This window comes from Chitinophaga varians (assembly GCF_012641275.1).
In the GTDB taxonomy this organism is placed as follows: domain Bacteria; phylum Bacteroidota; class Bacteroidia; order Chitinophagales; family Chitinophagaceae; genus Chitinophaga; species Chitinophaga varians_A.
This window is the reverse complement of the sequence record NZ_JABAIA010000001.1, coordinates 1,158,042-1,182,805: the sequence shown is the minus strand read 5'-3', so window position 1 is coordinate 1,182,805 and position 24,764 is coordinate 1,158,042. Positions and strand designations below refer to the sequence as shown.

Here is a 24,764-nt window from a genome sequence, read left to right as displayed (position 1 = left end):
AAATGCCCAAATGTCAAAATATGCTATATTGTGTGCAGTATCTCCTTTTCAATGCGCGTATTTCTGACATGTCTGCTACTGTTTTGCAGTGTTTTCGCTGAAGGCCAGTCCCTGGCCGACCTGGAAAGACAGTTGGATTCACTGTTGAACAAACAGCAGAAGAGTGAAATAGTGGCCGCGCTGAGCTATGGCAACAATCCTGCCTACGGTAGTAAGACGGTCAACCTTGACCAGCCTATTGTCATGAAAGCTTACCTTTCCCCCTCGCTGACATGGTACCATAAAAGCGGCCTGTTTGCAGGTGCCAGCGGTTATTATCTGTTTGATACAGATAAAAAACACTGGTTTGAATGGGACTTCACTGCAGGTTATGACTATACGAAGAACAGAAATTTTATTACCGGCATTTCGTATACCCGTTACCTTTTTAATGATTCTACGGATGTTCCGGCCACGCCGATCAACAACGAATTGTTCTCCTATTTTTATTACCGTAAGTGGTGGCTGCACATGGGCGTCAGTCTGGATTATGGCTGGGGAAACTATTCCAGCAATACGGCCCGCCTGAGAGAAAGGGTGACCGGCAGCGATTTTAATGTGATCGCCACGGTGCGGCATCCTTTTATTTTCGATGCAGTGCTTTGTTCCCGGGATGCATTGCTGTTGCAGCCTTCCCTGTCACTGACATTAGGCACGGCCAATTATTACAGTCAGCTGGCGGCTTTCCGTTACCTGACACGCTCTTCTAAAATGAAACTAGATAAAATGCGCCCGGGAAAGGTCATCAATTATGAAGACCATACTGGTTTTGAAGCCCGTGCCGTTGATTGCACTGTTAATGTTTCCTACCTGTTTAATCAATTTACCCTTTCTCCTTCCTTCACTGTTTTTAAGCCGTTGACCGGCGCAGACACGCAGCTGATGGGCTATTTCACCGCCCGCCTGTCTTACAGTTTTTGATTTTCTTAACAATAGCACGGAATTTGTATTTAGGGAATCTCCCCTGATAACGTAGGGGTATTTTACTGTTCGGGCGTCTATAATTTTAACCATTACTAACAACAATACAATTATGAAAAAACTGTTTCTCGCCGTTGCACTGCTTGCAATGACCGCTGTTACCACCTCTGTTAGCGCGCAAAAATTACTGCGCTTTGGTATTAAAGGTGGCGCCAACCTTGGAAAACTGGATGGTTCCGGATTTCAGGACGGATTTAAATTAGGTTACCACCTGGGTGGTTTCGCACAGTTAAACCTGGTAAAAGGTTTTGGTGTGCAGGGTGAAGTGATCTTTTCTTCCACTAAAACAGAAACCACTGATAATTTCAGTGACATCTATAAAAACGTAAGTACTTCAGATGACCGCAAAAAAGTCAACCTGAACTACCTGAGCATTCCATTGCTCGCAAATATCGACCTGGGAACTCCCCGTCTCAAACTGCAGGTAGGTCCTCAGTTCGGCGCACTGGTGAGCGACAGAAAAGTTTTTGGTGCTGCCAATACAGCCTTTAAAGGCGGCGAAATTTCCGGTGTGGCCGGTTTATGGCTGCAGCTGCCAATCGTGAATGTCAGCGCCCGTTACATCATTGGCTTCAATGACGTAAAAGGTATCGAAAGCGTTACCAACACCAGCAACTGGAAAAACCAGAGCATTCAGCTGGGTGTGGGTGTGACCCTGTAATTACGCCAGGCAACAAAGACGCCAAGACGCCGCGAAGCGAAGATCACATTGGAGAATAGTATATGATTGTTTCAAAACAGTACTATCTTCAACGTGATCTTCGCTTTTTTTATCAACACAGATTGTTTAGCCCTTCACTGCTTTGTATATTCACATAAATGTGACACATCGTCACTTGGCACCAAACTTGACAAGGTAGTAGTGCATAAAAAAACGAAGGTCTCAGCAGCATATTCTGCCAGAATGTCCTTCGGGCATTAAATATCTCAGATGAACAGATTTTATTTAGGAAATTCAGAAGATGAAATGGAGTTTATGCCTATTATCCCTTTGAATGAAGACGGGGAAGGTCAGGAGGAAGACAACATCCCCGACCAACTGGCATTATTACCATTACGCAATACCGTTCTGTTTCCCGGTGTGGTTTTACCCATTACCGTGGGCAGGGATAAATCCATAAAGGCAGTTAACGACGCATACAAGGCTGACAAATTGATCGGTGTGGTGGCGCAGAAAGACAGTACCATCGAAGATCCTAATGTGGCCGATCTTAGTGAGGTAGGTACGGTGGCCCGCATTGTGAAACTGATCAAAATGCCGGATGGTGGCACCACCATCATCATTCAGGGCCGCAAGCGCTTCAAGATAAAAGAAATTGTTGCGGAAGACCCGTATTTCAAAGCCCAGGTGGAACTGTTGCAGGACGAGGCCGCAGAAGACGACTCGGAATTTGAAGCCTACATTTCCTCCATCAAGGACCTGGCAGCACAAATTATCCAACTGTCTCCCAACCTGCCTTCAGAAGCAAGCATTATCCTCAAAAACATTGAGAATGCCTCTTTCCTTGTGCATTTCGTGTCTTCCAATCTTAACTCAGACCTGAAAGACAAACAGCAGCTGCTGGAAATCAATAACCTGCGTACCCGCGCGGAACTGTTGATGAAACTGTTGCAGACAGAACTGCAGCTGGCGGAGCTGAAGAACAAAATCACCAATAAAACCAAGGCCGACCTTGATAAACAACAGCGTGACTACTTCCTGCAACAGCAGATGAAGTCCATCAAGGAAGAACTGGGCGGTGATGCCAACGATCGTGAGCTGAAGGAGATGAAACGCAAAGCAGAAGGCAAGAAATGGTCTGCGGCCGCAGCGGAAGCTTTTGCCAAAGGCATAGAAAAACTGGAACGCATGCATCCCAGCACGCCGGATTACAGCGTGGTGTACAACCACCTGGACCTGATGCTGGACCTGCCCTGGGGCGAATTCACCACTGACAGCTACGACCTGAAAAAGGCGAAGAAAATACTGGACCATGACCATTATGGCATGGAGAAAATCAAGGAAAGGATACTGGAATACCTGGCCGTATTGAAGCTGAAAGGGGATATGAAATCACCGATCCTGTGTTTCGTAGGCCCTCCGGGTATTGGTAAAACCTCTCTGGGACGCTCTATCGCCAATGCAGTAGGCCGTAAATACGTGCGGTTGAGCCTTGGCGGCCTTCACGATGAAAGCGAGATCAGAGGGCACCGCAAAACCTATATCGGCGCTATGCCGGGCCGCGTGATACAGTCTATCCGCAAAATCAAATCTGCCAACCCTGTCATGATCCTTGATGAAATTGACAAGATCGGCAACGACCTGCGCGGCGATCCAAGTTCAGCCCTGCTGGAAGTACTGGACCCCGAGCAGAACAGCACCTTCTACGATAACTACCTGGAGCTGGAATTTGACCTGAGCAAGGTTTTATTCATCGCTACTGCCAATAATATCAATGCTATTCACCCTGCGCTGCGCGACAGGCTGGAGATCATCGACCTCAGCGGATATTCCATCGAGGAAAAAACAGAGATCGCCAAACGCCACCTGTTGCCTAAACAGAAAGAGGCGCACGGTCTTCAGGACACCAAGTTTAAACTCAGTAATGGTGTCATTGAGCACATTATTGCGGATTATACCCGTGAGAGCGGTGTAAGGGAGCTGGACAGGCTCTTTGCAGCGATTATGCGTAACCTGGCCAAAGAAGTGGCCATGGAGCGCAAAGTACCTGAAAACATTACTGATGCAGATGTAGAGCGGATATTGGGCAAACCCCGATATTCCAATGAGATCTATAAAGTGGGCAATCCTCCCGGCGTGGCCGTAGGTCTTGCCTGGACTTATGTAGGCGGGGAGATACTGTTTATCGAAAGCAGCCTGAGTGAAGGAAAAGGAGAACTGAAACTGACGGGTAACCTGGGCAACGTGATGAAGGAATCGGCGGTGACTGCATTGAGCTATATACAGTCCCACGCTGCGGAGCTGAAGCTGGACCCGAAAATCTTCCATACGAAGAACGTGCATGTGCATATTCCTGAAGGCGCGGTACCGAAAGACGGTCCCAGTGCCGGTATCACCATGTTAACAGCGCTGACTTCCGCATTCACCGGGCGTAAGGTAAGGTCTTACCTGGCGATGAGCGGGGAGATAACGTTGAGAGGGCAGGTGCTGCCGGTAGGAGGCCTGAAAGAAAAAATTCTGGCCGCCAAAAGGGCAGGAATCAAAGAAATTATCTTATGCTGGCAGAATGAGAAGGATATAAAGGAAATAAATCCTTCATATATCAAAGGCATGAAGTTTCATTATGTAAAGGAAATGAACCAAGTGCTGGAAATAGCGTTATTAAAGAAGTAGGCGGGAAAGGCAGTGATTACTGGTTAAAACTTTTATGACTGCCGGCCTCGTTTTTATAAAAGCGAGCATATTTTAGTTTTAGTATAAAGGCATTTTGTTGCCATTCCTGGCAGCAATTTTTTAAAAGTTCATATCGGTTTTGTTGTGACCCCGATATGAGCATCATGTTGATTGTTTTAAGGGTTCTTAAAGCCATTCCTCTCAGCGGAATGGCTTTAATGTTTAGGATGTTATTCCATTTCTTTCCCGTTAAAAAACCGGGAAAATAATAAAGCCCGGGGAGCTTAAGCCCCGGGCTTTATTATTCAATTTGCTTCCTGTTAAAAAGCCTGAAAGATATCTTAGCCCAGCGCTTTAGCCTGGGGAATTAATTAGTGGTCTGCCAGTTGTCTTTTATAGAGCTGGATGGTGTTTTCGAGGCCATAATAAAGGGCGTCCACTACGAGGGCGTGGCCGATAGACACTTCTTTCAGTTGCGGGATATGCAGTTTGAAGAAACGCAGGTTGTCCAGGTTCAGGTCGTGGCCGGCATTCAGTTCCAGTCCGATGTTGGTGGCTTCGCGGGCGGTATTTTTATAATCGTTGAACAGCTGGAGGTTCTGCGGTTGTGTACGGGCGTTCGTATATTCTTCCGCGTAAGGACCGGTATACAGCTCTATGCGGTCTGCACCGGCGGTTTTGGCGCCTTCCACTTTATCAGGTTCGGCATTGAGGAATATGGAAACACGGATACCGGCTTTTTTCAGTTCACTGATCACTTCCTTCAGTTGGGACTGGTGTTGGATAGTGTCCCAGCCGGTGTTGGAGGTGATGGCGTCCGGTGGATCGGGCACCAGGGTACACTGGTGTGGTTTTACAGACAGTACGAGGTCCATAAAATCCCTGGAAGGGTATCCTTCGATATTAAATTCGGTGGTGACAAGGGGTTTAAGGTCTCTTACGTCCTGGTAGCGGATATGGCGCTCGTCGGGGCGGGGGTGGACGGTAATACCGTCAGCGCCAAACCGTTCGCAATCCTGTGCCACTTTAAGAATGTCCGGAAGGTTGCCGCCCCGTGCATTGCGCAGGGTAGCAAACTTGTTGATATTAACGCTCAGCTTTGTCATGCCACAAAAATACTAATCAATTACGAATTACGGGTTACGAATTACGAATGAGGGCTGTTTGATCGCAGTATACATCAATAACCCTGACAAATAAAAAGACCTGAGCAAATGTATATTCGCTCAGGTCTTCGCGTTTTTAATTCGTAATTCGTAATTCGTAATTCGTAATTCGTAATTCGTAATTCGTAATTCGTAATTCGTAATTCGTAATTGAAACCTACTAGTATCTGTAGTAGTCTGGTTTGAACGGACCTTCTGCCGGAATGCCGAGGTATTCGGATTGAGCAGGGGTGAGCACGTCCAGTTCCACACCGATTTTTTTCAGGTGTAAGCGGGCTACTTTTTCATCCAGGTGTTTAGGCAGTACATATACTTTGTTTTCGTACTGGTCTGAGTTCAGCCACAGTTCCAACTGGGCCAGTGTCTGGTTGGTGAAAGAGTTGCTCATTACGAAAGAAGGGTGTCCTGTAGCGCAGCCCAGGTTCACCAGACGGCCTTCGGCCAGCAGGATGATATCTTTACCATCGATGGTGTATTTATCAACCTGTGGTTTGATTTCCACTTTGGTGTGGCCGTAGTTTTTATTCAGCCATGCAACGTCGATTTCGATATCGAAGTGACCGATATTGGAAACGATGCATTTATCTTTCATCAGTTTGAAGTGTTCGCCGTTGATGATATCGCGGCAACCGGTAGTGGTCACGATGATGTCTGCTTCTTTAACGGCATCGTTCATTTTTTTCACTTCATAACCTTCCATGGCAGCCTGTAAAGCACAGATCGGATCGATTTCAGTAACGATTACACGGGCGCCTGCACCTCTCAGGGATTCAGCGGAACCTTTACCTACGTCGCCGAAACCAGCTACAACAGCCACTTTACCGGCGATCATCACGTCAGTAGCACGACGGATAGCGTCTACACAGGATTCGCGGCAACCGTATTTGTTGTCAAATTTGGATTTGGTAACAGAGTCGTTGATATTGATGGCAGGCATAGGCAAAGTACCGTTTTTCATGCGCTCGTACAGGCGGTGAACACCGGTAGTGGTTTCTTCGCTCAGCCCTTTGATATGCTGGATCAGTTCAGTGTATTTGTCCAGTACCATGTTGGTCAGGTCACCACCATCGTCCAGGATCATGTTCAGCGGGCGGTCTGAGCCACCAAAGAACAGGGTTTGTTCAATACACCAGTCAAATTCCTGTTCGTTCAGGCCTTTCCAGGCAAATACCGGAACACCGGCAGCAGCTACAGCGGCGGCGGCGTGGTCTTGTGTGGAAAAGATATTGCAGGAGCTCCAGCGTACTTCCGCACCCAGGTGTACCAGGGTTTCGATCAGTACGGCAGTCTGGATGGTCATATGCAGACAACCGGCAATACGGGCGCCTTTCAGGGGCTTTTTATCGCCATATTCTTCTCTCAATGACATCAAACCGGGCATTTCGGCTTCTGCCAGCTCTATCTCTTTACGACCCCAGGCCGCAAGCGACATATCTTTTACCTTATACGGAAGGCTAAAGTCGATGTTGGATTTCGCAATTGTAGACATTAAATAAAGTTTTGTGCAAATCTAGGCTTATTTTAACTTTTAACATAATGACACCCCCCTCTATATCGCAGTGAGCCCCTAAAATTTTGTTAATCATTCCATTAGAGCGATCTCTCCCGCGACAAATCAAATTTAATTTGATTTAATATAAATTATGTTATAAGTTTGCTAATTAAAATATATGATTTAATATTTAATTGTTTAGTGGTAAAGAACAGTAAGTAGAGTATGAGCAATTATTTACCATCATAGTAAGCGCAATTAGTGTGTCTTATTCTTCCCCGATCCCTGGGTATTGATATCAGATAATTGCCGGCAACGCAAGGTTTTTCAGCTTCAGCTTATGGAGTATTCAGGTTTAAAAGTTTGCCGGGAGAGCCAGTTACGAGGCATATAGGTTTTACAAAGGACTGTTTTTTACATTTTGATTAAATCTATATGTATAAATAGAAATTTACACACGCATATGTTAGTCCTTTCCCATTCTATGAAAACGAAGCAGCAGCTATTGCCGGAAGGCAAAACCATGCTAAGGCGTTGCGTAACATTACTGTTCCTGTTCCTGCTGATATGCACCGGCATACAGGCGCAGTCACCACTGCCCGCTACCCGCGTGATCAACAGCACCGGCGGCAATACGGCCAGTGACGGCCTCCGGCTGGAAATGGACGCCACCGGCAGAATCCAGGTGTTCCGCAATGGTAAAACAGATTCTTATGTGGCCAACGGCCAGAAGGGATACGGCGACTACATCCGGGTGAAACACAGTACCAGCCCCATGACAGACCTGCAAAGTCTCGATACCACCGTTTGTTATATTTCCCCCGTCATCGGTAATGGATCCGCTGCATCCCCTTACAGGGTTTTTGTCTTTAATAAAATATATGATAAAAAACCGACGGGAGGAACAGACAACGAAGCACTCATTTATGTTACCCGCCTCTACACCTATATAGCTCCCAATAAATACTTCACGGTAGACTATTCCTTCAATGGCGCCAACATTGGGTATGACCTGATGATTTACCAGGAAGAAAGGCTCGCCATGCAACAGAATCCTGGTTTCGTGTACGATCCGGGCGATGACTACCAAGCGGGTATCCCCGGGTATTGTAACATGGGGTTCAGAAAAATCATTGACGTTACGACGAAAACAGCCCAATATGTAGGCGCTTACCATAACCCTGCAAATTGTGGGGTATCACAGCCTTACACTCACGCGTTTATTTCTGCTGAATCTACCGGGTTTATCAGTTATACTTTGCCCAATCGGCCAGACCTCCCGGGAGCGTATCAGGGAAGCAGTCCTCTGAACACCTATCCATATGACTGGAACGTCACCACTCCCTATGCTGATGCGTCTGACAGGATGTTGTGCGTGCAGACAGCACTAAGAAACAAACTGGCCAACAAGACATTTGGTACCCGTATTGCCGTAGGCTATGGCGACCTTAACGCTACACCGCCTACATCCTACCCGGATTACGACGCCATGTCCACGGCCGTTCAGGGGCTTACCTCCAATAACAATACGGCCGTTACCGTTGAATTTGCCGGCGACGCCAGTGACAATGAAGGTAATGCCGGCAACAACCACGCGCCGCAAAGCCTGAAACTGAAAGTGACCGGCGGTAAGCTCGACGTGCCCGTTTACGCAGAAATGAAAGTGGTGGCTGTTCCCGGTGAACAACATCCTGCCGTGGAAAACCAGGACTTCACCTATGAAATGGGCTTCATCATTCCGGCTAAAGATTATACCATAGCCGCCAATCAGATCGTGAGTGTTACCAACGTGACCATCAAAGGCAATGATAAACTGGAATACAGCCGCAAGCTCACGCTACAGTTGCAGAACATCGCGTGTAACGCACTGGTGCAACTCGGTACCAACAAACAAGCGACCTATACTATTATTGATGATGAAGACCGCACGCTGACCATCAACTTTACGCAAACCACCGTAAAAGAAGGTGATCCAAAGCTGGTAGGCACCATCTCCCTGCCCGGCACCACCACCGTAACTGAAGATACGTATGTAGACCTGTCCGTTGTCAGCGGTAACACCGCCACACCGGACCTGGACTTCACCATGGATAAAAAAGTGCTGATCGCTAACGGTACAGGCAGCGCCAATATCGAGATCACCGCCAAACCGGACCTGGTACTGGAAGCCAGCGAGACATTCAAAATACAAGGTGATGCCAATGTGCTGGGCATTGCTAAAACAGCTACCGGACCGGTAATCACCATTACGGACGATACCCGTAACCACGACGAAAATATTACCTTAGGCGTTACCGTTACCCCGGCAGACCCGGCCTATCCTGCGCTGACATTTAAGGAAGGATATACCAACGGTATCGTTAATGTAAGTTTGCCTACAGGTGTAACTACAGACATACCCATTACGGTTACCCTCGCAAAAGGCGGCACCGCTACAGACAATACAGATTATAACCTGACCATACCTGCCAACACTATCAATGGCAGTACCCCTGTCAGCGGTACCCTTAACCTGATAGACGACGGCCGGATAGAGGGAGATGAAACCATCGTCCTTACCGGTACTGTTACCGACGGCAGCGCGACTGCGTTTAAACTGACACCGGCAACCATCACGATTAAAGATGCACAGCTGCCACTCACGGCGCCGGCTATACTCCGTCTTTCCACCAACGATATTGATGAAGGCAATGCCACCGGAGCCAATTGCTGGATAGAACTACCCGCCGGCATCGTTGCCACCGACATTGCACTGAACTTCGATATTTCCACTGCTGCCGGTACCACCGCGCAAGCAGGTTCCTATACCGGTTTACCTGGTTCCATGACCATACCTGCTGGTGCAAAAGCATCTGTGCCACAGACCATCACGGCAGCAGCCAACCTGGTGCTGGAAGACGACCGTACATTGGTGATCCACGCCGCCCCGGCGGCCACCTCCATACCAGGTATAACTACCGGTGCAGATGTAACGCTCAACATCCACGATAAAACGGATGCCTCCGGAGTGACCCTGGCAATAGCGCCCGTGACCACTCCGCTGACAGAAGGCCAGGCCACGCCCTTTACCATCACGATGTCCGGTGGCTACAGCTCCGCTAAAAATATCAAAATAGCACTGGCTGCCAATCCCACCGGCACAGAAGCCAGCGCATCAGACTATACGCTGGTAAGCGAGATCGAACTACCGGCAAACACCATCGGTACCTATACCACACCGGCCAATGTGCTGACAGCCACGCCCGATATGATTATCGAGAAAGACGAAGCGCTGGTCATTACCGGTACCAATGCTATCTATCATAATATTACCGGTGCTACCGTCACCATCAATGACGCCACCAGAAGGAACACCGCGAATACCAAAGTGACCCTGGCCGTTCCGCAGACCACCATCACCGAAAACAACAGTACCACTATTACGGCTACACTGCCCGCCGGCGTTACCACAGAAATCCCCATTAATGTGGACCTGAGCGCCATCACCGGCACGGCTACCGTAGACGACTATACGCTGACCGGCCCGCTTCAGATCACTGCCGCCACACCGGCGCCGGTAGCTACTTTAAACATTCTGAAGGACAACCTGGTAGAAAACCAGGAAACCCTGACCATCACGCCGGCGGTTACCGATGCCTACAGCACTGCCTATAGCATCGATCCCGCCACGCTGGCCTTTACCATCAATGACCTGGAATACCCGTTGCTGGCCACCAATCCGATCATACTCAGCAGCACGCCTGCTACCATCAAAGAAGGCGACCCAACCGGCGCTACGCTGACAGCCACGCTGCCCAACAACTGGAAATCGGCCATCCCGCTGACCGTACAGCTGGTGAAAAACAGCGGCTCCACTGCCACAGACGACCGCCATACCGCTATTCTCAATAAACAGCTCATCATCCAGTCCACCGGCACTGCCTCCATGCAGGTGCTGGCCACAGACAATGATGTGCTGGACGATGACGCTGATCTGATCGTTGACGGTAACCCTGGTAACACCACATTACCTGTTACCAGCACTACTATTCATATCGCTGACGGCACCATCGATAAACCGGATGCGCGGAAAATCACCCTCACCGCCAGCAAAACACTGATACCGGAGGGAGAGAAGCTAAGCGTTACCGTTAGCCGTTTGTATACATCTGCCAAAAAGGTAGCTGTACAATTAGCCATAGACCCTGCTTCAGAAGCCAGTCTCGCTAAGAACGACTATTCCATGATCAACACGCTGCTGGAACTGGACAAGACAGACAAAACACATACCTTCGACGTTATCCAGACCAATACTGACCAGGTACTGGAGAAAGACGAGTCGCTGAAGCTCATCGCCACACTGGCGGGTTATACTGTGAACAACCTGGACCTGCAAATACAGGACCTTACCCGCACCGTTGCCGCCAACCGGGTACTGACACTTACGCCGTATAAAACGCTGCATGCAAAAGAAGGCGAAGATGGTTCCGTACATATCGCGCTGCCGGCAGGCGTTACCACAGAGGTGCCTGTCAGCCTCACACTGGTCCAGACCAACGGTGCTGCAGAAGCAGGCGCGGATTACCTCCTGAGCAATGCCTTCTCCTTTAATAACGCTAACGATACTACGATCTCGCTGAAGATCCAACCCGACAACCTGGTGGAAGGCCCTGAGAAATTCGAGATCACCACCACCGCCACAGACGGTATCAGTCCTTATACCGCCAATATTTTTGAAGTGAATATTGACGATGCGCAGTATCCGCTGACAGCTCCGATCAGGATTACCCGCTCACTGGCGGCCATCGATGAAGGCGGCGCAGGAGCTGCCATCGGTGTAGAACTTCCGAATGGCTGGCAGGCTGGTTTCCCGATTGTGGTGACCATTAATAAAGATGCCGCGTCCACCGCTGACGCCATCGACTATAAACCGCTGCCTTTTCCGCTGACGATCACTATCCCGAAACTGGCCACCGGCGCCGCGCACCCGGTATTGCTGGAAGCAGTGAAGGACCTGGTCCTGGAAGACGATGAAACGGTGATTCTTACCGGTACTACCGGAGATGTGAACATGCCGGTGCAGGGGGATACCGTGGTGATCCTGGATAGAACGCATGACGACCCGGCAACCGGTTATATCCACATTATCCCGGTAACGCCTGGTACTGCCGTAAAAGAAGGTGATACCTATACCGCCAAAGTTTCCCTGGCGCCAGGTGTTACCTCCAGCAAGCCGATTACCATTTCCCTGTATGCCGGTGCCGGTACACAGGCGAAAACGACCGACTACAGCGGGCTGCCGTCACAGGTGGTAATACCCGCCCTGCAACCGGACGTGAACTTCTCCGTACATGCGGAGACAGACAACATCATAGAAAAAGACGAGTTACTGCAACTGGTGGCCTCACCGAAAAATATGAACGGTATGAAGGGCGATACGCTCAACCTGATCATACAGGATGTGACCCGCCTGGACCCGAACAACCTGAAAGTGCAGGTGAAGATCGATTCTACCGTGCTTCATGAAGGCAGCACTTCCGCTGTGAAAGTGGGATTTGTGAACAGCCTGATTTCTTCTGAAGAAGACATTACCATCAATATTACCCGCGACGCAGCCTCCACCGCAGACGACGCTGACTATAGCGGCGTGCCTTCATCCGTAACACTGCCTGCGCTGTCTAACAATAAAGTATATACGCTGCAGATGACCAATGACAATGTGCTGGAAGGAGATGAGACGCTGCAACTGACCGCCCAGCTGGTAACACCGGGTTACACCCTTATTCAGCCGACGCCGGTACTGATACCGGAAACCGGTGATATGAGCGTACACCTGGCAAAAGACAAAGATGCCGCGGAGCCAGCTACCAATGGCGCCTACATCATTAAACTGCCGGGTACCGCCACCGCGGCCGCCGATGTAAAAGTAGTATTCTACATCAGCAGCATAGCCGGCACTACCAACATCGCGCCGATACAGACTTCCGCCACTATCCCGACAGGACAAAACAGTGTGTCCGTTCCCGTGAATGTGATAGACAACCTGGTGATCGAAGGGGACGAAGAAGTAAAAGCAGCCCTGATGCTGGCACAGATGAAACGGTTCAATAAGAACATCGGTTTTGATGTGAATGACCTAGACACGGCGCGCATGACAGTCTTTGATGATGAAAGTTATGCTACAGGCCCTAAAGCCACCGCCCGCGAAATGATGGCAGAGAAAACAGCCGATGCGTCCGAACCCAATACTCCGGGCTATTTCAGGGTACACTTCACAGACACTAACGTGTCGGCCGTGAAAGATGTGACCGTGACCTACCAGGTGAGCGGCAACGCCGCACCGGATGTCCGCTACCGTAAACTCAGCGGCACCGTTGTGATCCCTGCCGGTAAGAATTATGCTGATATCCTGGTAGACCCGATTGACAATACTATTGTAGAAGGCGATGAAAATGTGCAGATACAGCTGAAAACCATCACAGGCAATATCCCGGGCGTCACCTGGCCTTTGTCAGCCCAATCCCAGGCTGATGTGCTGATACATGATAACGATACGCTGGTAGTGTCCATCATCAACGACGGACTGCCGGTAGACGAAGGTAAACCGGTTACTTTCAGCATCCGTGCGGTGAACACCGCCGCGCGTGACCTGCCTGTCCGCTTCCAGGTGGAACAGGATGCCGCACGCAGCTTCACCGCTGCCGGCGCCACGGTGAATGGCAATACCATCACCGTTGTGTTACCGGCGCACAGCACCTCACAGGACTTCAACCTGACAGCCGTAGACAATGATACCAATGATGATGACGGCTTCCTGAAAACAACCATCCTGCCATACGTAAGTGGCAGCGGTACGCCCATCTACAAAGCAGGGGCTAACGCTTCCGCACAAACGGTGATTCATGACAATGACCCGCTGACACTAGCCTTTGCTGCGGATAAATTCAGCGTGAAAGAAGGAAACAAAGGAGAAAACACACCGCTCAGATTTGTGGTGAAAATGAACCGCAGAAGCTCCAGGGACATCACTATCAATTATGATTTTGAAGAATCCACAGAAGGGGTAAGTTATCCTTATCTGGACTTCAAAGCCACACCGGGCGTTGACTTCGACAACACCATCAAACAGGCGAAGATACCTGCGTTCCAAACCGAAGGGGCTGTAGTGGTGAACATCATCGGGGATGACGCCTTTGAACAGAACGAAACATTTATCGTGAAAATGCAGACCATAGCTGTGGCTTCCGGTCAGAATACTCCGGTGCTGGGTGACCCGGTTAAGGCCACCGGCGTGATCCTCAATGACGACCCGATGTGTAAGACCTGCGATACGGACGGCGACGGCCTGACAGACGAACAGGAAGACATTAACGGCAACGGCGATCCGTTTGACGATGATACAGATGGCGATGGTATCCCCAACTTCCTCGACCTCGATTCTGATGGCGACGGTGTTCCGGATGCTGTAAGCCGCTTCCATCTCGATAACAATAGGAAAATCGACTACCTCGACGGACGTGACGGTAAGATCAAGGTACATCCTGCCATCTCTCCGAACAACGATGGACAGGGCAATGACCTGATGTACATCCAGAACATCGAGAAGTTCCCGAAAAATGAAGTGGTGGTGTTTAACCGTTGGGGCGGTACCGTGTATAAAACAAGTAATTACGATAATAAATCCAACAGTTTCAAAGGCAAGTCCAATACCGGCGGCCAGTCAGGTGCTGATGTGCCCGATGGCTCCTACTTCTACCAGATACAAATCTGGGTAGACGGCAAGGTAGAGCGGTATACAGGATTTATTGTCATCAAACGTTGAGGTCATTATTGGTAAAAATATTCAAGCTGATACCTATGAACAAGCGATTTATGAAAGCTTTAGGGATTGCTGTCATGTGCTGTTGCTGCTGCCTGAAAGGGTGGGCGCAGCAACAGCCGATCTACTCCCAGTATATGTTTAACGGGATGATCATTAACCCGGCGTACCCTTCCATGGACGAGTCTTCCAGCCTTACTGCCGTAGGCCGTAACCAATGGGTGGGCGTAGATGGCGCCCCTAAAACAGCCACTGCTTCTTTTTATACGCCGCTAAAGGCTACCAATACCAGCCTGGGCGTGTCGCTGATGAATGAGAAGATCACCGTCAACTCCCAGACAGGCGTGCATTTTAATATATCCCAACGGGTAAAGCTAAACGAAAAGTTATACCTCGCTATGGGCTTAAAAGCCGGCATGTCGCAGTTCCGGGAAGACAACGCCTCCCTGTCTACTTCCGATCCGGTGTTCGCACAGAACCAGAGCTACTGGAAAACAGATGTGGGCTTCGGTTTCATGCTGTTTACCGACCACTTCTTTGTCGGCATCTCTTCTCCCACTTTTAAAAGTTTTGACCTGGGCAACAGTGTCAACAAAGTAGTGGTGCAATCACATTACTTTATTCAATCCGGATACCTTCTGACCATTAACGACAACGTAAAACTCAAACCCAATGTGTTATTGAGGATAGTAAAAGGCACCGGCGTGCAGTACGACCTCAATGCAAATATTCTTTTAAAAAATCTGGTATGGCTGGGCGCATCCTGGCGTTCCGAAAAAACGATGACCGGTCTTGTTCAAGTGCAGCTGAACAAAAACCTGCAACTGGGCTATTCTTACGATACCCCGATGCAGTCAAACCTGAAAGGCGCACAAACAGTTTCCCACGAAGTAATGATCAATTATCGTTTTTCCTGGTCCAAATGGAAAGTGGTGGCCCCGCGGTACTTCTAAAAAAAATGTTATGAAAACCCGATTCACGGAACGAATGCGAAATTACCAAGTTGGCCGCCTGGTGTTTTTCCTGGGTGTGCTGATCATGACTGGTTCCTGCTCTTTTGTTAAAGACCATACCTCCGGTAGTATGGGCAGCATGTCTAAAGTAAGAAGGGCAGAACGGTCATTTAAAAGACAGGAATATGAAAGAGCCATATCGCTCTGCAACGATGTAATTAACAATACGAGCGACGACGCTGCCCGCCGGCAGGCGAAGTTCCAGTTGGCCCGCATTTATTTTGAAACGCGGCAGTTTGAAAAAACTGTCAGCCTTTACGATGAGCTGCTCTACAAACCCAGTGATGATGTACTGGTGACCGATGTGACCACTTATATCGATCTGCTGAAACGCACCGGAAGAGTGGAAAAAGCACGTCAGATCAGTGAAGTGTATGCCAAAAATTATAAAAACAACGCCCGCTTCACCAACCTCCAGGAATCCCTGGTGAATTATTATAACTTCTTTAACCGCGACTCTCTCCGGAACGTAAAAGCAGACAGCCTCCGGCTTAGCTTGCCCGGATACCAGTACGGACTGGCCCTGTATAAAGACAATATCGTTTTTCTTTCCAATGATTTTAAGAAGAATGAAGCCCAGTCTTTCTATACCAACTCCAGGCTGTACATGATCTCGGAAGATGGGATTGAGCCGTTCAACAATAGCCTGAAAGGCATCTTACAGGTGGGACCGGCTTCTTTCTATGATCAGGGAAAACGGGTGATTTACACCTCCAACCGGTTTACCGATGTTAAAAACGATAAAAATTCTTTCATTAATTATAACAACGGTACGCAGCTGTTGACCTCTACCTACCAGGAAAATCACGACACGTGGAGCAAGCCGGTGCCGGTAAAACTGGGTAAATCTTCAGAATCCTCGTCTTTCCTGCATCCGTCAGTTGCATCAAATGGTAAACGTTTGTACTTTGCGTCCGATATGCCTGGCGGTCAGGGTGGTACAGATATCTACTACGCTGACTGGGATAAAGCGGAGAAACGCTGGAAAGCGCCTGTGAACATGGGCCCGAAGGTAAATACCAACGGCAACGAACTGTATCCGTTTATTGTGGGAGATAAATTGTTTTTTGCTTCCAACGGTTTACGGGGCTTCGGCGGACTGGATATATTCATGATCGATCTGTCGAAAGCAGAAGAAGGGCCGGTACACCTGCCTTATCCTGTGAATACCCAGTTTGATGATCTGAACGCAGTGCTGGACGAATCCAAGTTGTTATTATACTTTACATCGGACCGTTCCGGTGTACATGATAATGACCATATCTATGTGCTGAATCTGAAGAAAAATCCTTTGAAACAACTGGGACTGCCTTATCCCGGCAAGCCGGTAAATGACGAAGACAAAGTGCCTTATACCATGACGCAGACGGACAACCGTCCACAGCTGACTTTAGTAGGGGATAAAACCTATGATAACCTGGCTCCCGTTGCAAAAGCGGAAGTTAAGCCTGCTGCGCCCGCTGTGGCCAGTACAGCCGTTCCCGTTAGCACGCCTGTCCGTGAAGTAAAAGAATATACAGATAATATAGTAGACAGTTCTCCGGAGATGATACCGTGGCAGAACCTGGCTCATCCCGCACCAGCGGTTGCAACGACCACAACTGCTGCAACGGGCAATGCCACTGCCGCGCCTGACTATGGGCAGCGGACGGTGAGCAGTCAGCCGGAGCAGCTCAGCCGGCAGGCGACAGCTGCTGCGCCGGGGCGTTCTTCATCAACCGTAAAAAATAACATACAGGCAGACAGTGCGGTCATTCACGTGAGCGCCTATACGTTATCCGCCGACAGTGCCGCCCGTACAAAGGTATCCCTGTGGAGCGTGCCAGGGGCCGTTTACTTCGACCTTAATTCCTACATACCACAGGACAAGGAATGGAGCAAGCTCGATTCCATTTTTTATATCTGGAAAGCCCAGCCCCAACGGATGATCATCGTTAACGGGCATGCTGACATTATCGGAACAGAGAAATATAACCTCGCCCTGTCGAAAAACCGGGCGGTGTATATCCAGGAATGCCTGCTCAGTCGCGGCGTAGAAGCCGGTCGCATCCGTATCAACTACTTCGGTTCTACCAGGCCTGTATTGGTTGCCAGTCAGTATAAACTGGATGCTGACCGGGAGAAGTTCATCCTGCAACAGGGCGTGAACAGGCGGTGTGAGATCACCATACAGTAAAACGATTTTTTTTATTGCGTATATCAAACTAACAAAATGAACAAGATTGCATCACTAATGCTGTTACTGGGAATAGGCTCACAGGCCTTTGCCCAGGAAATGCCAGTTGTGTTCAACAAAAGCATGGGCGCTCCCAAGAACCAGTACCGGAAACTGGCCATTGCGGAGAACAATGCCATTGTTGCTATCGGCGGTGGATTGGATAACGGATGTATCACCAAATTATCCTCCACGGGAAATCCTATTTACAATACCCGTTTAAACAAAGGCGGGCTGGTAGCTTACCAGGACTTATTACTGCTGCCTAAAAATGAACTGGTGGCGGTAGGCGGCGGCACTATTGCCTACGGTAATGCCCGTATCACCAAACTGAGTGCCACCGGAGAAGTGATATTTGACAAAAGTATCGGTAATGGCCAGGGTGGTTATTTCACCAAAATCATTGCAGACCGTCATGGTAACTACATCACCGTTGGTGTAGACGGCAGCAAGCCTGCACAGGCGCGCATCACCAAAATGACTGCTGATGGCAAGATCGAGTTTGACAAAGGTTTTGGTGCTCACAACGTATTTACAAACGTATTAATCGACGAAGACGAAAATATTGTGGCTGTTGGTGGTGACGTAGGAGATGGCCAGGGTAAAGCTTTTATGGTAAAAGTAGACGGTAAAGGCGAAAAACAATTTGACCTCAGCTTTGGTAAGCCCGGCGCTGTATTTGAAAAAATGCTCCTGCTGGAAGACGGTTCTATCCTGGCGATGGGCGGTGGCGCTTATGGCACAGGCAACGCCAGCCGTATTGCCAAAGTGAACGCCGAAGGCCAGGTGGTATTCGATAAAGAATACAGCACCGTAGACGGCAAGTTCAACGCCATGAAGGTGAATGACCTGGGCCAGATTTTCGCCTGCGCGGAAGAAAAAGACAAAGGCCGTATCGTAAAACTGCGTCCTGATGGTACAGAGCTGTTCAACAAGGAAGTGGACGCCGCCCTGTATGCGCTGGAAGTAGGTAAAAACGGCAAAGTGGTGGCTGCTGGTGGCAACATCGGCATGAATACCGGTAAGATCGTGAAGTTACTGCCGGACGGCACACAGGTGGTCAACAAAAACCTGGGCACCGTATTCCAGCATCTGCTGCTCACCGAAGATGATGAAATGTGTGTGGTGACCAAAGAAGGCTACCGCCTCATTAAACTGACGCCTGACGGAGAACTGATGTTCGACAAACAACTGGGCAAATACGATACTAAAACCACGCTTGCGTCCCTGCTGATGAGTCCTTCCGGCGAAATCCTGGCAGCCGGCGGTGGTGATGAAGACGGTAACCGTATCATCAAAATCAGCCATGGCGTGTCTGTTAACGATATCGCTGTGTCTGAGCCGCTCAATGGCTTGTCTAACGCTTCACTGACCATCACGCTTTCCGGCTTCCTCAGAAGCAATGGTGTGCGTACACCGGTGAATGTACATTACAAAACCATCCCGCATAAAGATGGCGCCGGCCAGGGTGACTTCGATATCACAGAAGGCACTATCTCCTTCGTGCCTTCCGAATTTGCCGCAGGCGCTATTATCTCCAAAACCATCCAGATACCCGTGAAAAGCGACAACCTGCTGGAAGGTAAAGAGTCTTTCCATGTAGAAATCATGGACGCGTCTGACCTGCATCTTACCAAAGCCAAAGGTGAGGTGACTATCCTTGATCAGCCGGCCATGGTGAAATTCATTGGCGGCACTAACGGTGCAGAGCCTAATACCGATGTGGTATTCTCTGCGGGCCTGTTCAAACGCGACAACACGCCACTGGTCAACGCCACCGGCAAGCCGGTTAAGCTGACCTACAAATTCGGCAATGGCACCGCTTTGCCGGGTGCGGATTTTGTCAGCAGCATCAAAGCGCCCTTTGTTATTGACAATGGCGCCAGCACTGCGAGCCTGTCTGTGAAAGTAAAAGACGATAACCGTTTTGAACTGGCCGAGACCGTAGTACTGGTACTCAGCGAAATCAAAGCGGAAAACGAAGCTGTCGTGGGCTATAATGGCGATGTGACCTCTATTTCCGCTTCCCAGTATATCCAGGACCAGGCAGCGCATATCACGCTGGTAAAACTGACAGACGCCAACGAGTCTGCTACCGCGCCGGTAAGCATGTTCAAATGTATCCTTGTAAAAGCTGCTGATGGCTCTGTACAGACCAACTGCACCGGCAGCGATATCAATATCTACTTTGGAGTGGATTCCGTAAGTGCCGCCGCTTATGGCCGCAAGTTCGTGATCATGAACGGCGACATGGTGAAAATCACCGGTGACTGCGCTTTCAGCGAAACAGACATCCAGGTGGCCGTGGTGAACGACCGTATCAAAGAGTCGGACGCTGTTGTAGCCGTGAAACTGCGTGACGTGACCACCGCTAACAATGCCGGTATGCTGAAAATCTCTCCCGAGCTGAAACTGAACAAGGCCATAGCTGTTATCCATGATGATGATAACGAAGAAGGGACCGTGTTGACAGCTACCAAGTAAACCCGGCTTGAATCAATAACCGATATACGCTGTTTCAGGCAACACCTACGTTCCCGCATAGTCCTCTATGCGGGAATTTTCTTTAATAAACTTAAAAGCAGCATCATTTATATTAAAATATAAAAGATGCTGCTTTTTTTACTATTTGTAAATCCACGATAATCCGTTTATCGTAGGTAATGGTAGAAGGAATTAATAAAATAACTAAAGATAAAAGAGTTGTGTCTTTTAATGGTTAACTTGGGAATAGCCTGGTATGTCCTTACCGGGCTCTTTTTTTATAATGATTTCCTCATTACGTAATCTTCCATCAGATAACCATTACCGATATCGGTATCTTTCTCTTTATAGGTGGAGAATCCCATCTTCTCATAAAAAAAGCGGGCTTTATTGTAGCGGTTCACATCCAGTTCGAGGATGGTGGCACCTAATTTTTTTACCTGGCGGATAACAGTATCCAGCAGGAAGCGGCCTACGCCTTTGCCCTGGTAGCTGCTGTCGAGATAGATTTTATGCAGTTTATAGACACCTTCCGTATCGGTAGTGCTATAAGATGCGTAGCCGATAGGTCTTTTATCGTCCTGCAGGATGATGAACTTGTGGTTTAACTCCGCGATCTGTTTGGTAAGAGCGGCAGTGCTGTACATCATATCGATCATATAATCGATCTGTGCAGGTTCGAGGATGCGTTGGTAAGTTGGTCTCCAGATTCTTTCAGTCAACTCCTGTATAACGGGAATGTCGGCTACTGTTGTTGATTTTACGCGATACATGGTTTGTGTATTATAAACGGTTACTTTCCTCAATAATATTATCGACTGTTTGTTGCAGCCTGTCGAGCGGTGTATATCCTCTTGCGCATAGATACAGCTGTTTGCCTGTGTCCAGAATGGCGGCGGGGAAGCCGGTAATACCCCAGTTCTGCACCAGTTGAAACTCCTGGTTGGTTTCATACCGCAGGTGTTCATTATGCAGCCGGTCAATAAATTCATCTTCCGGCAGGCTGTATTTTCGGACCAGTTTCCGGTAGGTAGCGTCAAGGTTAAGGCTTAGCCCATCATAGTTAAGCGCATGTTGCATATCATGAGCGAAGGAGATGGCGTTTTCAGGCTGATAGGCCTTAAAAACGGTCAGGGCGACTGATGGTTTTTCTGAATCCATCATTTCTTCTGAAGGCAGCAGTTTCTCGAGAAAAGCGCTACCGAATTTTACCCCGGTCATTTCTTCCACGTTGGTGTGCTCCCGTTGGATATAGGCCGCCATCGTAGAGAACGGGTGGCGATTGTCTCCTACGATCATACCGCCGGAGAGGATATCAAATTCCATGTCGCCGCTGTGCAGTTGCTGAAACTGCATGACTACCGGTGTAAACCCGTAGCACCATCCACAAAGCGGATCATAGACATATATAAAGCGCATAAACAGGCATTTAGCTTTTCGCGGTTAGCTGTGCTTAGCCGTTGGAAAATGTGCAAGTCGCTGCAAAGATAACTAATCTCCGGGTTGAATTGACGTGTTATATGTTATCCCTTACAGGGCAGTTCCTGATTTAGAGCAAATCATCTTCGTCCCCGTCGAGCGGCGAGGGGCCTATCGCATCTTTGTCAAAGTGCCGGTGAAACAGTTTTTTCGACAGCATCATGTCTTTCCGGGTAGCCCTGTAAGACAGTCTGGCTGCGATGACCAGCGTAAATACCGCTGCGCCCAGCGCCAGGATGCTGTTACCGGAGAACAGGAAAAAGTCGAAGGAACCATGGAAAAACACGGCTATCAGCAGGCCTTTGAGCAGGAGCGTGTTTCTTTGATCCGGTATGAACTTGGCTAGTCCTACATAATATCCCATGAGTATGGCAAAAGTGGCGTGGGCAGGCACAGACAGGAACATACGGGCCACGCCTGTGCCAAAGCCGAATTGACTGACATAAGCGATATTCTCCAGTGTGGCAAAGCCCATTCCGATCATCACCGCATACACGATACCATCGAGTGGTTCGTTGAACGCTTTTTTAGGATACGCGTAGAAGCGCAGCACCAGAAATTTGGCGAATTCTTCAGAGAGGCCTACGATGCCGTAGGCAAAGAAGGCCGTATCAAAGAGGCTTGTATTGGTTTCCCGGAATCCATACATGGAAGCGAGCGCCTGAAACAGCAGCGGCATGACCACACAAGCCATGCCAAGGAGAAAGCTTTTCAGCAGGAGGCCAACCGGTTCGGGGTCGTATTTGTCCACTATAAACATCAGGAGACAGATAGCCAGTCCCGGGGCTACGGCCAGCGCCAGTAACATCATGAGAGGATATTTTTTTGTTTTTTGCGTTCCTGCAGGAAATTATCGAGCATGTCAACACTGAAGCTGCTAAGATTGTTGGCTTTGGTGACTCCTCCTTTTTGAGCTGCCAGCGTACCATAATGCACATCGCGGTATCCCTGAACGCTGTGTGCGTCCGGATCGATGGATATCAGCACTTTTTTCTCCAGCGCATAGGACAGCCAGGTCCAGTCGATATCCAGCCGGCGTGGGTGTGCATTGAGCTCTATCACCACGTTGTTGGCCGCACAGGCATCGATCACTGCTTTATGATTCACAGGATAGCCGTTGCGGCTCAGCAGCAGGCGGCCGGTCATATGCCCGAGAATGGTGGTATAGGGGTTTTCAACGGCCTTCAGTATTCTGGCCATTGCTTTTTCTTCCGTCATTTTCAGGTTGGAGTGCACAGAAGCGATGACAAGATCGAAGCGGGCCAGCACCTCATCGGGATAGTCCAGCGTGCCGTCGTTGAGGATATCGGCTTCAATGCTTTTGAAGATACGGAAGGGCGCCAGTTTTTTATTCAGTTCATCGATCTGTTCCTGCTGTGCAATCACCCTTTCGATGCTCAGGCCGTTGGCATAAAACGCCGAGCGGGAGTGGTCGCTGATGACGAGGTATTCGAAGCCCTGGTTTTTGGCGGCAACGGCCATTTCTTCGAGCGTGTCCACACCATCGCTCCACTGGCTGTGGGAGTGGATGATACCTTTGATGTCCGCCCGGGTAATGAGTGTAGGCAGTTGCTGTAGGCGGGCCTGTTCAATTTCGTGCTGTCCTTCGCGCAGGCAGGGTGGTATATAGGCCATGCCGGCGCCGCTGAAAATAGCTTCTTCAGAGGGAGCTTTGCGGATATGGGCAGCGCCGCCTGCGGCATTGAATTTATCAATAAAAGCGGGCGCGCCGGTGGTGCAGAAGAGGGTACTGTAGAAATCGTCGGCCTCACAGGCGTGGGTGACCACATTGAGCTTATCATTATATTTCCATACCTGATCAGCGCCGTTGGCGTCGCCGGGGGTGAAACCTGGCAGGGCAGCCATGTGCTCCCGCAATGTTTCCGGTGTGGCCGCGATCACGAATTCCAATTCATCGATGATCACCTCCTGGCGGCGGAAAGCGCCGGTAAGTGCCACAGGCGCAGGTGCCAGCAGTTCCTGTAGTTGTTTTTCCAGGTCCGTTGCTATGGATTCCACTTCCGCATATAGGAAGCGGTTGCGGTTAGACAGATAGAATTCTATATTCTGGCGGACGTTTTCCTGTGTTTTTTCGCCGAAGCCCTTGAGCAACAGGAGGCGGTTTTCGTTACAGGCGTACAGCAGTTCGCCCATCGATTCGATCTCCAGCTCTTTCCAGATGGTCGCTATTTTTTTCGGTCCCAGTCCTTTGATCTTCATGATTTCGAGGATACCGGGCGGGGTGATGCTGATGTAATTGGTGAGCAGGGAAAAGCTGCTGGTGTCGAGCATTTCGAGGATGCTTTTCCCGGTAGATTCCCCGATGCCCTTGATACGGAATATCTCGTCGCGTGGCGTGTCTTTGAGTTGTGCCGGCAGTTTTTCGATGGTGAAAGCTGCAGAGGCAAAGGATTTGGCTTTAAAGCTGTTTTCTCCGTGGATGTCCATTAGTTTGGACAGCAGGGAGAAATTATCGGCTATTGAATTATTGTCCATGTGGTAAAAATACGAATTCCATGCATTCCCAGGGCTGAAGCCCTGGGCTACGTTTTGTGCCGTGCTGTTTTTTCGGGGAGGGTTTTCAGGAGGGATATGGTTATGAGTATTGGGTATCAGGGAAACAGGCTGGTATCAGGAAAGAGGTTTATTGTAGTGTGAAAATGGTGTATGTAGCAGTGATATACAGAGGAATAGCTTTAAGCCAAAGAAAAGACATTTATTGTGGAAGGAAACCGTGTAGAGGGGGCGTGAAATACAGGAGGA

Annotated in this window: 13 protein-coding genes; 7 read left to right on the top strand and 6 right to left on the bottom strand. The window is 49.2% G+C overall.

The features are described 5' to 3' along the window. The first annotated feature begins 51 nt into the window (after positions 1-51). The 3 genes from HGH92_RS04725 (at position 52) to lon (ending at position 4,354) form a co-directional block, all read left to right on the top strand. Positions 52-960, top strand: a complete 909-nt coding sequence (locus tag HGH92_RS04725; protein WP_168869596.1) for a hypothetical protein — start codon at positions 52-54, stop codon at positions 958-960. 112 nt (positions 961-1,072) lie between these two features. Beyond that, entirely contained in the window at positions 1,073-1,681 is a 609-nt protein-coding gene (locus tag HGH92_RS04720; protein ID WP_168869595.1) for a porin family protein, read from the top strand. Positions 1,682-1,951: 270 nt separating this feature from the next. Further along, positions 1,952-4,354, top strand: coding sequence for an endopeptidase La (gene lon, locus HGH92_RS04715; RefSeq protein WP_168869594.1), 2,403 nt, complete (start codon positions 1,952-1,954; stop codon positions 4,352-4,354). Between the two features lie 371 nt (positions 4,355-4,725). On the opposite strand, the gene HGH92_RS04710 is transcribed toward lon, so the two are convergent. Together HGH92_RS04710 and ahcY are read right to left on the bottom strand one after the other, a co-directional pair. Further along, the gene (locus tag HGH92_RS04710; protein ID WP_168869593.1) at positions 4,726-5,460 is read right to left on the bottom strand and encodes a pyridoxine 5'-phosphate synthase; all 735 of its coding nucleotides are present in this window, start codon (positions 5,458-5,460) and stop codon (positions 4,726-4,728) included. 220 nt (positions 5,461-5,680) lie between these two features. Then, positions 5,681-7,009, bottom strand: coding sequence for an adenosylhomocysteinase (ahcY, locus tag HGH92_RS04705; RefSeq protein ID WP_168869592.1), 1,329 nt, complete (start codon positions 7,007-7,009; stop codon positions 5,681-5,683). Between the two features lie 487 nt (positions 7,010-7,496). Here ahcY and HGH92_RS04700 point away from each other — a divergent pair, with 487 nt between their 5' ends. Genes HGH92_RS04700 through HGH92_RS04685 form a run of 4 tightly spaced genes read left to right on the top strand, consistent with a single transcriptional unit; the run spans position 7,497 to position 20,522 of the window. Next, positions 7,497-14,813: a Calx-beta domain-containing protein gene (locus tag HGH92_RS04700; protein ID WP_168869591.1), complete on the top strand. Its 7,317-nt coding sequence runs from the start codon at positions 7,497-7,499 to the stop codon at positions 14,811-14,813. Between the two features lie 35 nt (positions 14,814-14,848). After that, positions 14,849-15,763 (top strand): type IX secretion system membrane protein PorP/SprF, encoded by a 915-nt coding sequence (locus HGH92_RS04695; protein ID WP_168869590.1) that lies wholly within the window; start codon positions 14,849-14,851, stop codon positions 15,761-15,763. Positions 15,764-15,797: 34 nt separating this feature from the next. Next, positions 15,798-17,999, top strand: coding sequence for an OmpA family protein (locus HGH92_RS04690; RefSeq protein ID WP_168869589.1), 2,202 nt, complete (start codon positions 15,798-15,800; stop codon positions 17,997-17,999). Positions 18,000-18,035: 36 nt separating this feature from the next. After that, a complete protein-coding gene (locus HGH92_RS04685; protein WP_168869588.1) occupies positions 18,036-20,522 on the top strand; it encodes a Calx-beta domain-containing protein in 2,487 nt (828 codons plus the stop codon). A 278-nt stretch (positions 20,523-20,800) separates the two neighbouring features. Here the strand turns inward: HGH92_RS04685 and HGH92_RS04680 are convergent, their stop codons facing one another. The 4 genes from HGH92_RS04680 to HGH92_RS04665 all read right to left on the bottom strand — a co-directional run bounded on the left by HGH92_RS04680 (position 20,801) and on the right by HGH92_RS04665 (position 24,497). Continuing rightward, complete coding sequence (locus HGH92_RS04680) at positions 20,801-21,295, bottom strand: GNAT family N-acetyltransferase (protein ID WP_168869587.1); 495 nt, start codon at positions 21,293-21,295, stop codon at positions 20,801-20,803. Between the two features lie 10 nt (positions 21,296-21,305). Continuing rightward, positions 21,306-21,941 (bottom strand): DsbA family protein, encoded by a 636-nt coding sequence (locus HGH92_RS04675; RefSeq protein ID WP_168869586.1) that lies wholly within the window; start codon positions 21,939-21,941, stop codon positions 21,306-21,308. Positions 21,942-22,071: 130 nt separating this feature from the next. Beyond that, complete coding sequence (locus HGH92_RS04670) at positions 22,072-22,812, bottom strand: PrsW family intramembrane metalloprotease (protein ID WP_168869585.1); 741 nt, start codon at positions 22,810-22,812, stop codon at positions 22,072-22,074. Next, positions 22,809-24,497 (bottom strand): helix-hairpin-helix domain-containing protein, encoded by a 1,689-nt coding sequence (locus HGH92_RS04665; protein ID WP_168869584.1) that lies wholly within the window; start codon positions 24,495-24,497, stop codon positions 22,809-22,811. Before HGH92_RS04665 ends, HGH92_RS04670 begins: the two co-directional genes overlap by 4 nt. Positions 24,498-24,764 lie beyond the last annotated feature (267 nt).

What these genes read in the sequence shown, in the direction of transcription:
- HGH92_RS04695 (WP_168869590.1), top strand. Translation starts at nt 14,849, where the DNA reads ATGAACAAGCGATTTATGAAAGCTTTAGGGATTGCTGTCATGTGCTGT.
- lon (WP_168869594.1), top strand. Translation starts at nt 1,952, where the DNA reads ATGAACAGATTTTATTTAGGAAATTCAGAAGATGAAATGGAGTTTATG.
- HGH92_RS04670 (WP_168869585.1), bottom strand. Translation starts at nt 22,812, where the DNA reads ATGATGTTACTGGCGCTGGCCGTAGCCCCGGGACTGGCTATCTGTCTC.
- ahcY (WP_168869592.1), bottom strand. Translation starts at nt 7,009, where the DNA reads ATGTCTACAATTGCGAAATCCAACATCGACTTTAGCCTTCCGTATAAG.
- HGH92_RS04675 (WP_168869586.1), bottom strand. Translation starts at nt 21,941, where the DNA reads ATGCGCTTTATATATGTCTATGATCCGCTTTGTGGATGGTGCTACGGG.
- HGH92_RS04665 (WP_168869584.1), bottom strand. Translation starts at nt 24,497, where the DNA reads ATGGACAATAATTCAATAGCCGATAATTTCTCCCTGCTGTCCAAACTA.
- HGH92_RS04685 (WP_168869588.1), top strand. Translation starts at nt 18,036, where the DNA reads ATGAACAAGATTGCATCACTAATGCTGTTACTGGGAATAGGCTCACAG.
- HGH92_RS04680 (WP_168869587.1), bottom strand. Translation starts at nt 21,295, where the DNA reads ATGTATCGCGTAAAATCAACAACAGTAGCCGACATTCCCGTTATACAG.
- HGH92_RS04690 (WP_168869589.1), top strand. Translation starts at nt 15,798, where the DNA reads ATGCGAAATTACCAAGTTGGCCGCCTGGTGTTTTTCCTGGGTGTGCTG.
- HGH92_RS04710 (WP_168869593.1), bottom strand. Translation starts at nt 5,460, where the DNA reads ATGACAAAGCTGAGCGTTAATATCAACAAGTTTGCTACCCTGCGCAAT.
- HGH92_RS04720 (WP_168869595.1), top strand. Translation starts at nt 1,073, where the DNA reads ATGAAAAAACTGTTTCTCGCCGTTGCACTGCTTGCAATGACCGCTGTT.
- HGH92_RS04700 (WP_168869591.1), top strand. Translation starts at nt 7,497, where the DNA reads ATGAAAACGAAGCAGCAGCTATTGCCGGAAGGCAAAACCATGCTAAGG.
- HGH92_RS04725 (WP_168869596.1), top strand. Translation starts at nt 52, where the DNA reads ATGCGCGTATTTCTGACATGTCTGCTACTGTTTTGCAGTGTTTTCGCT.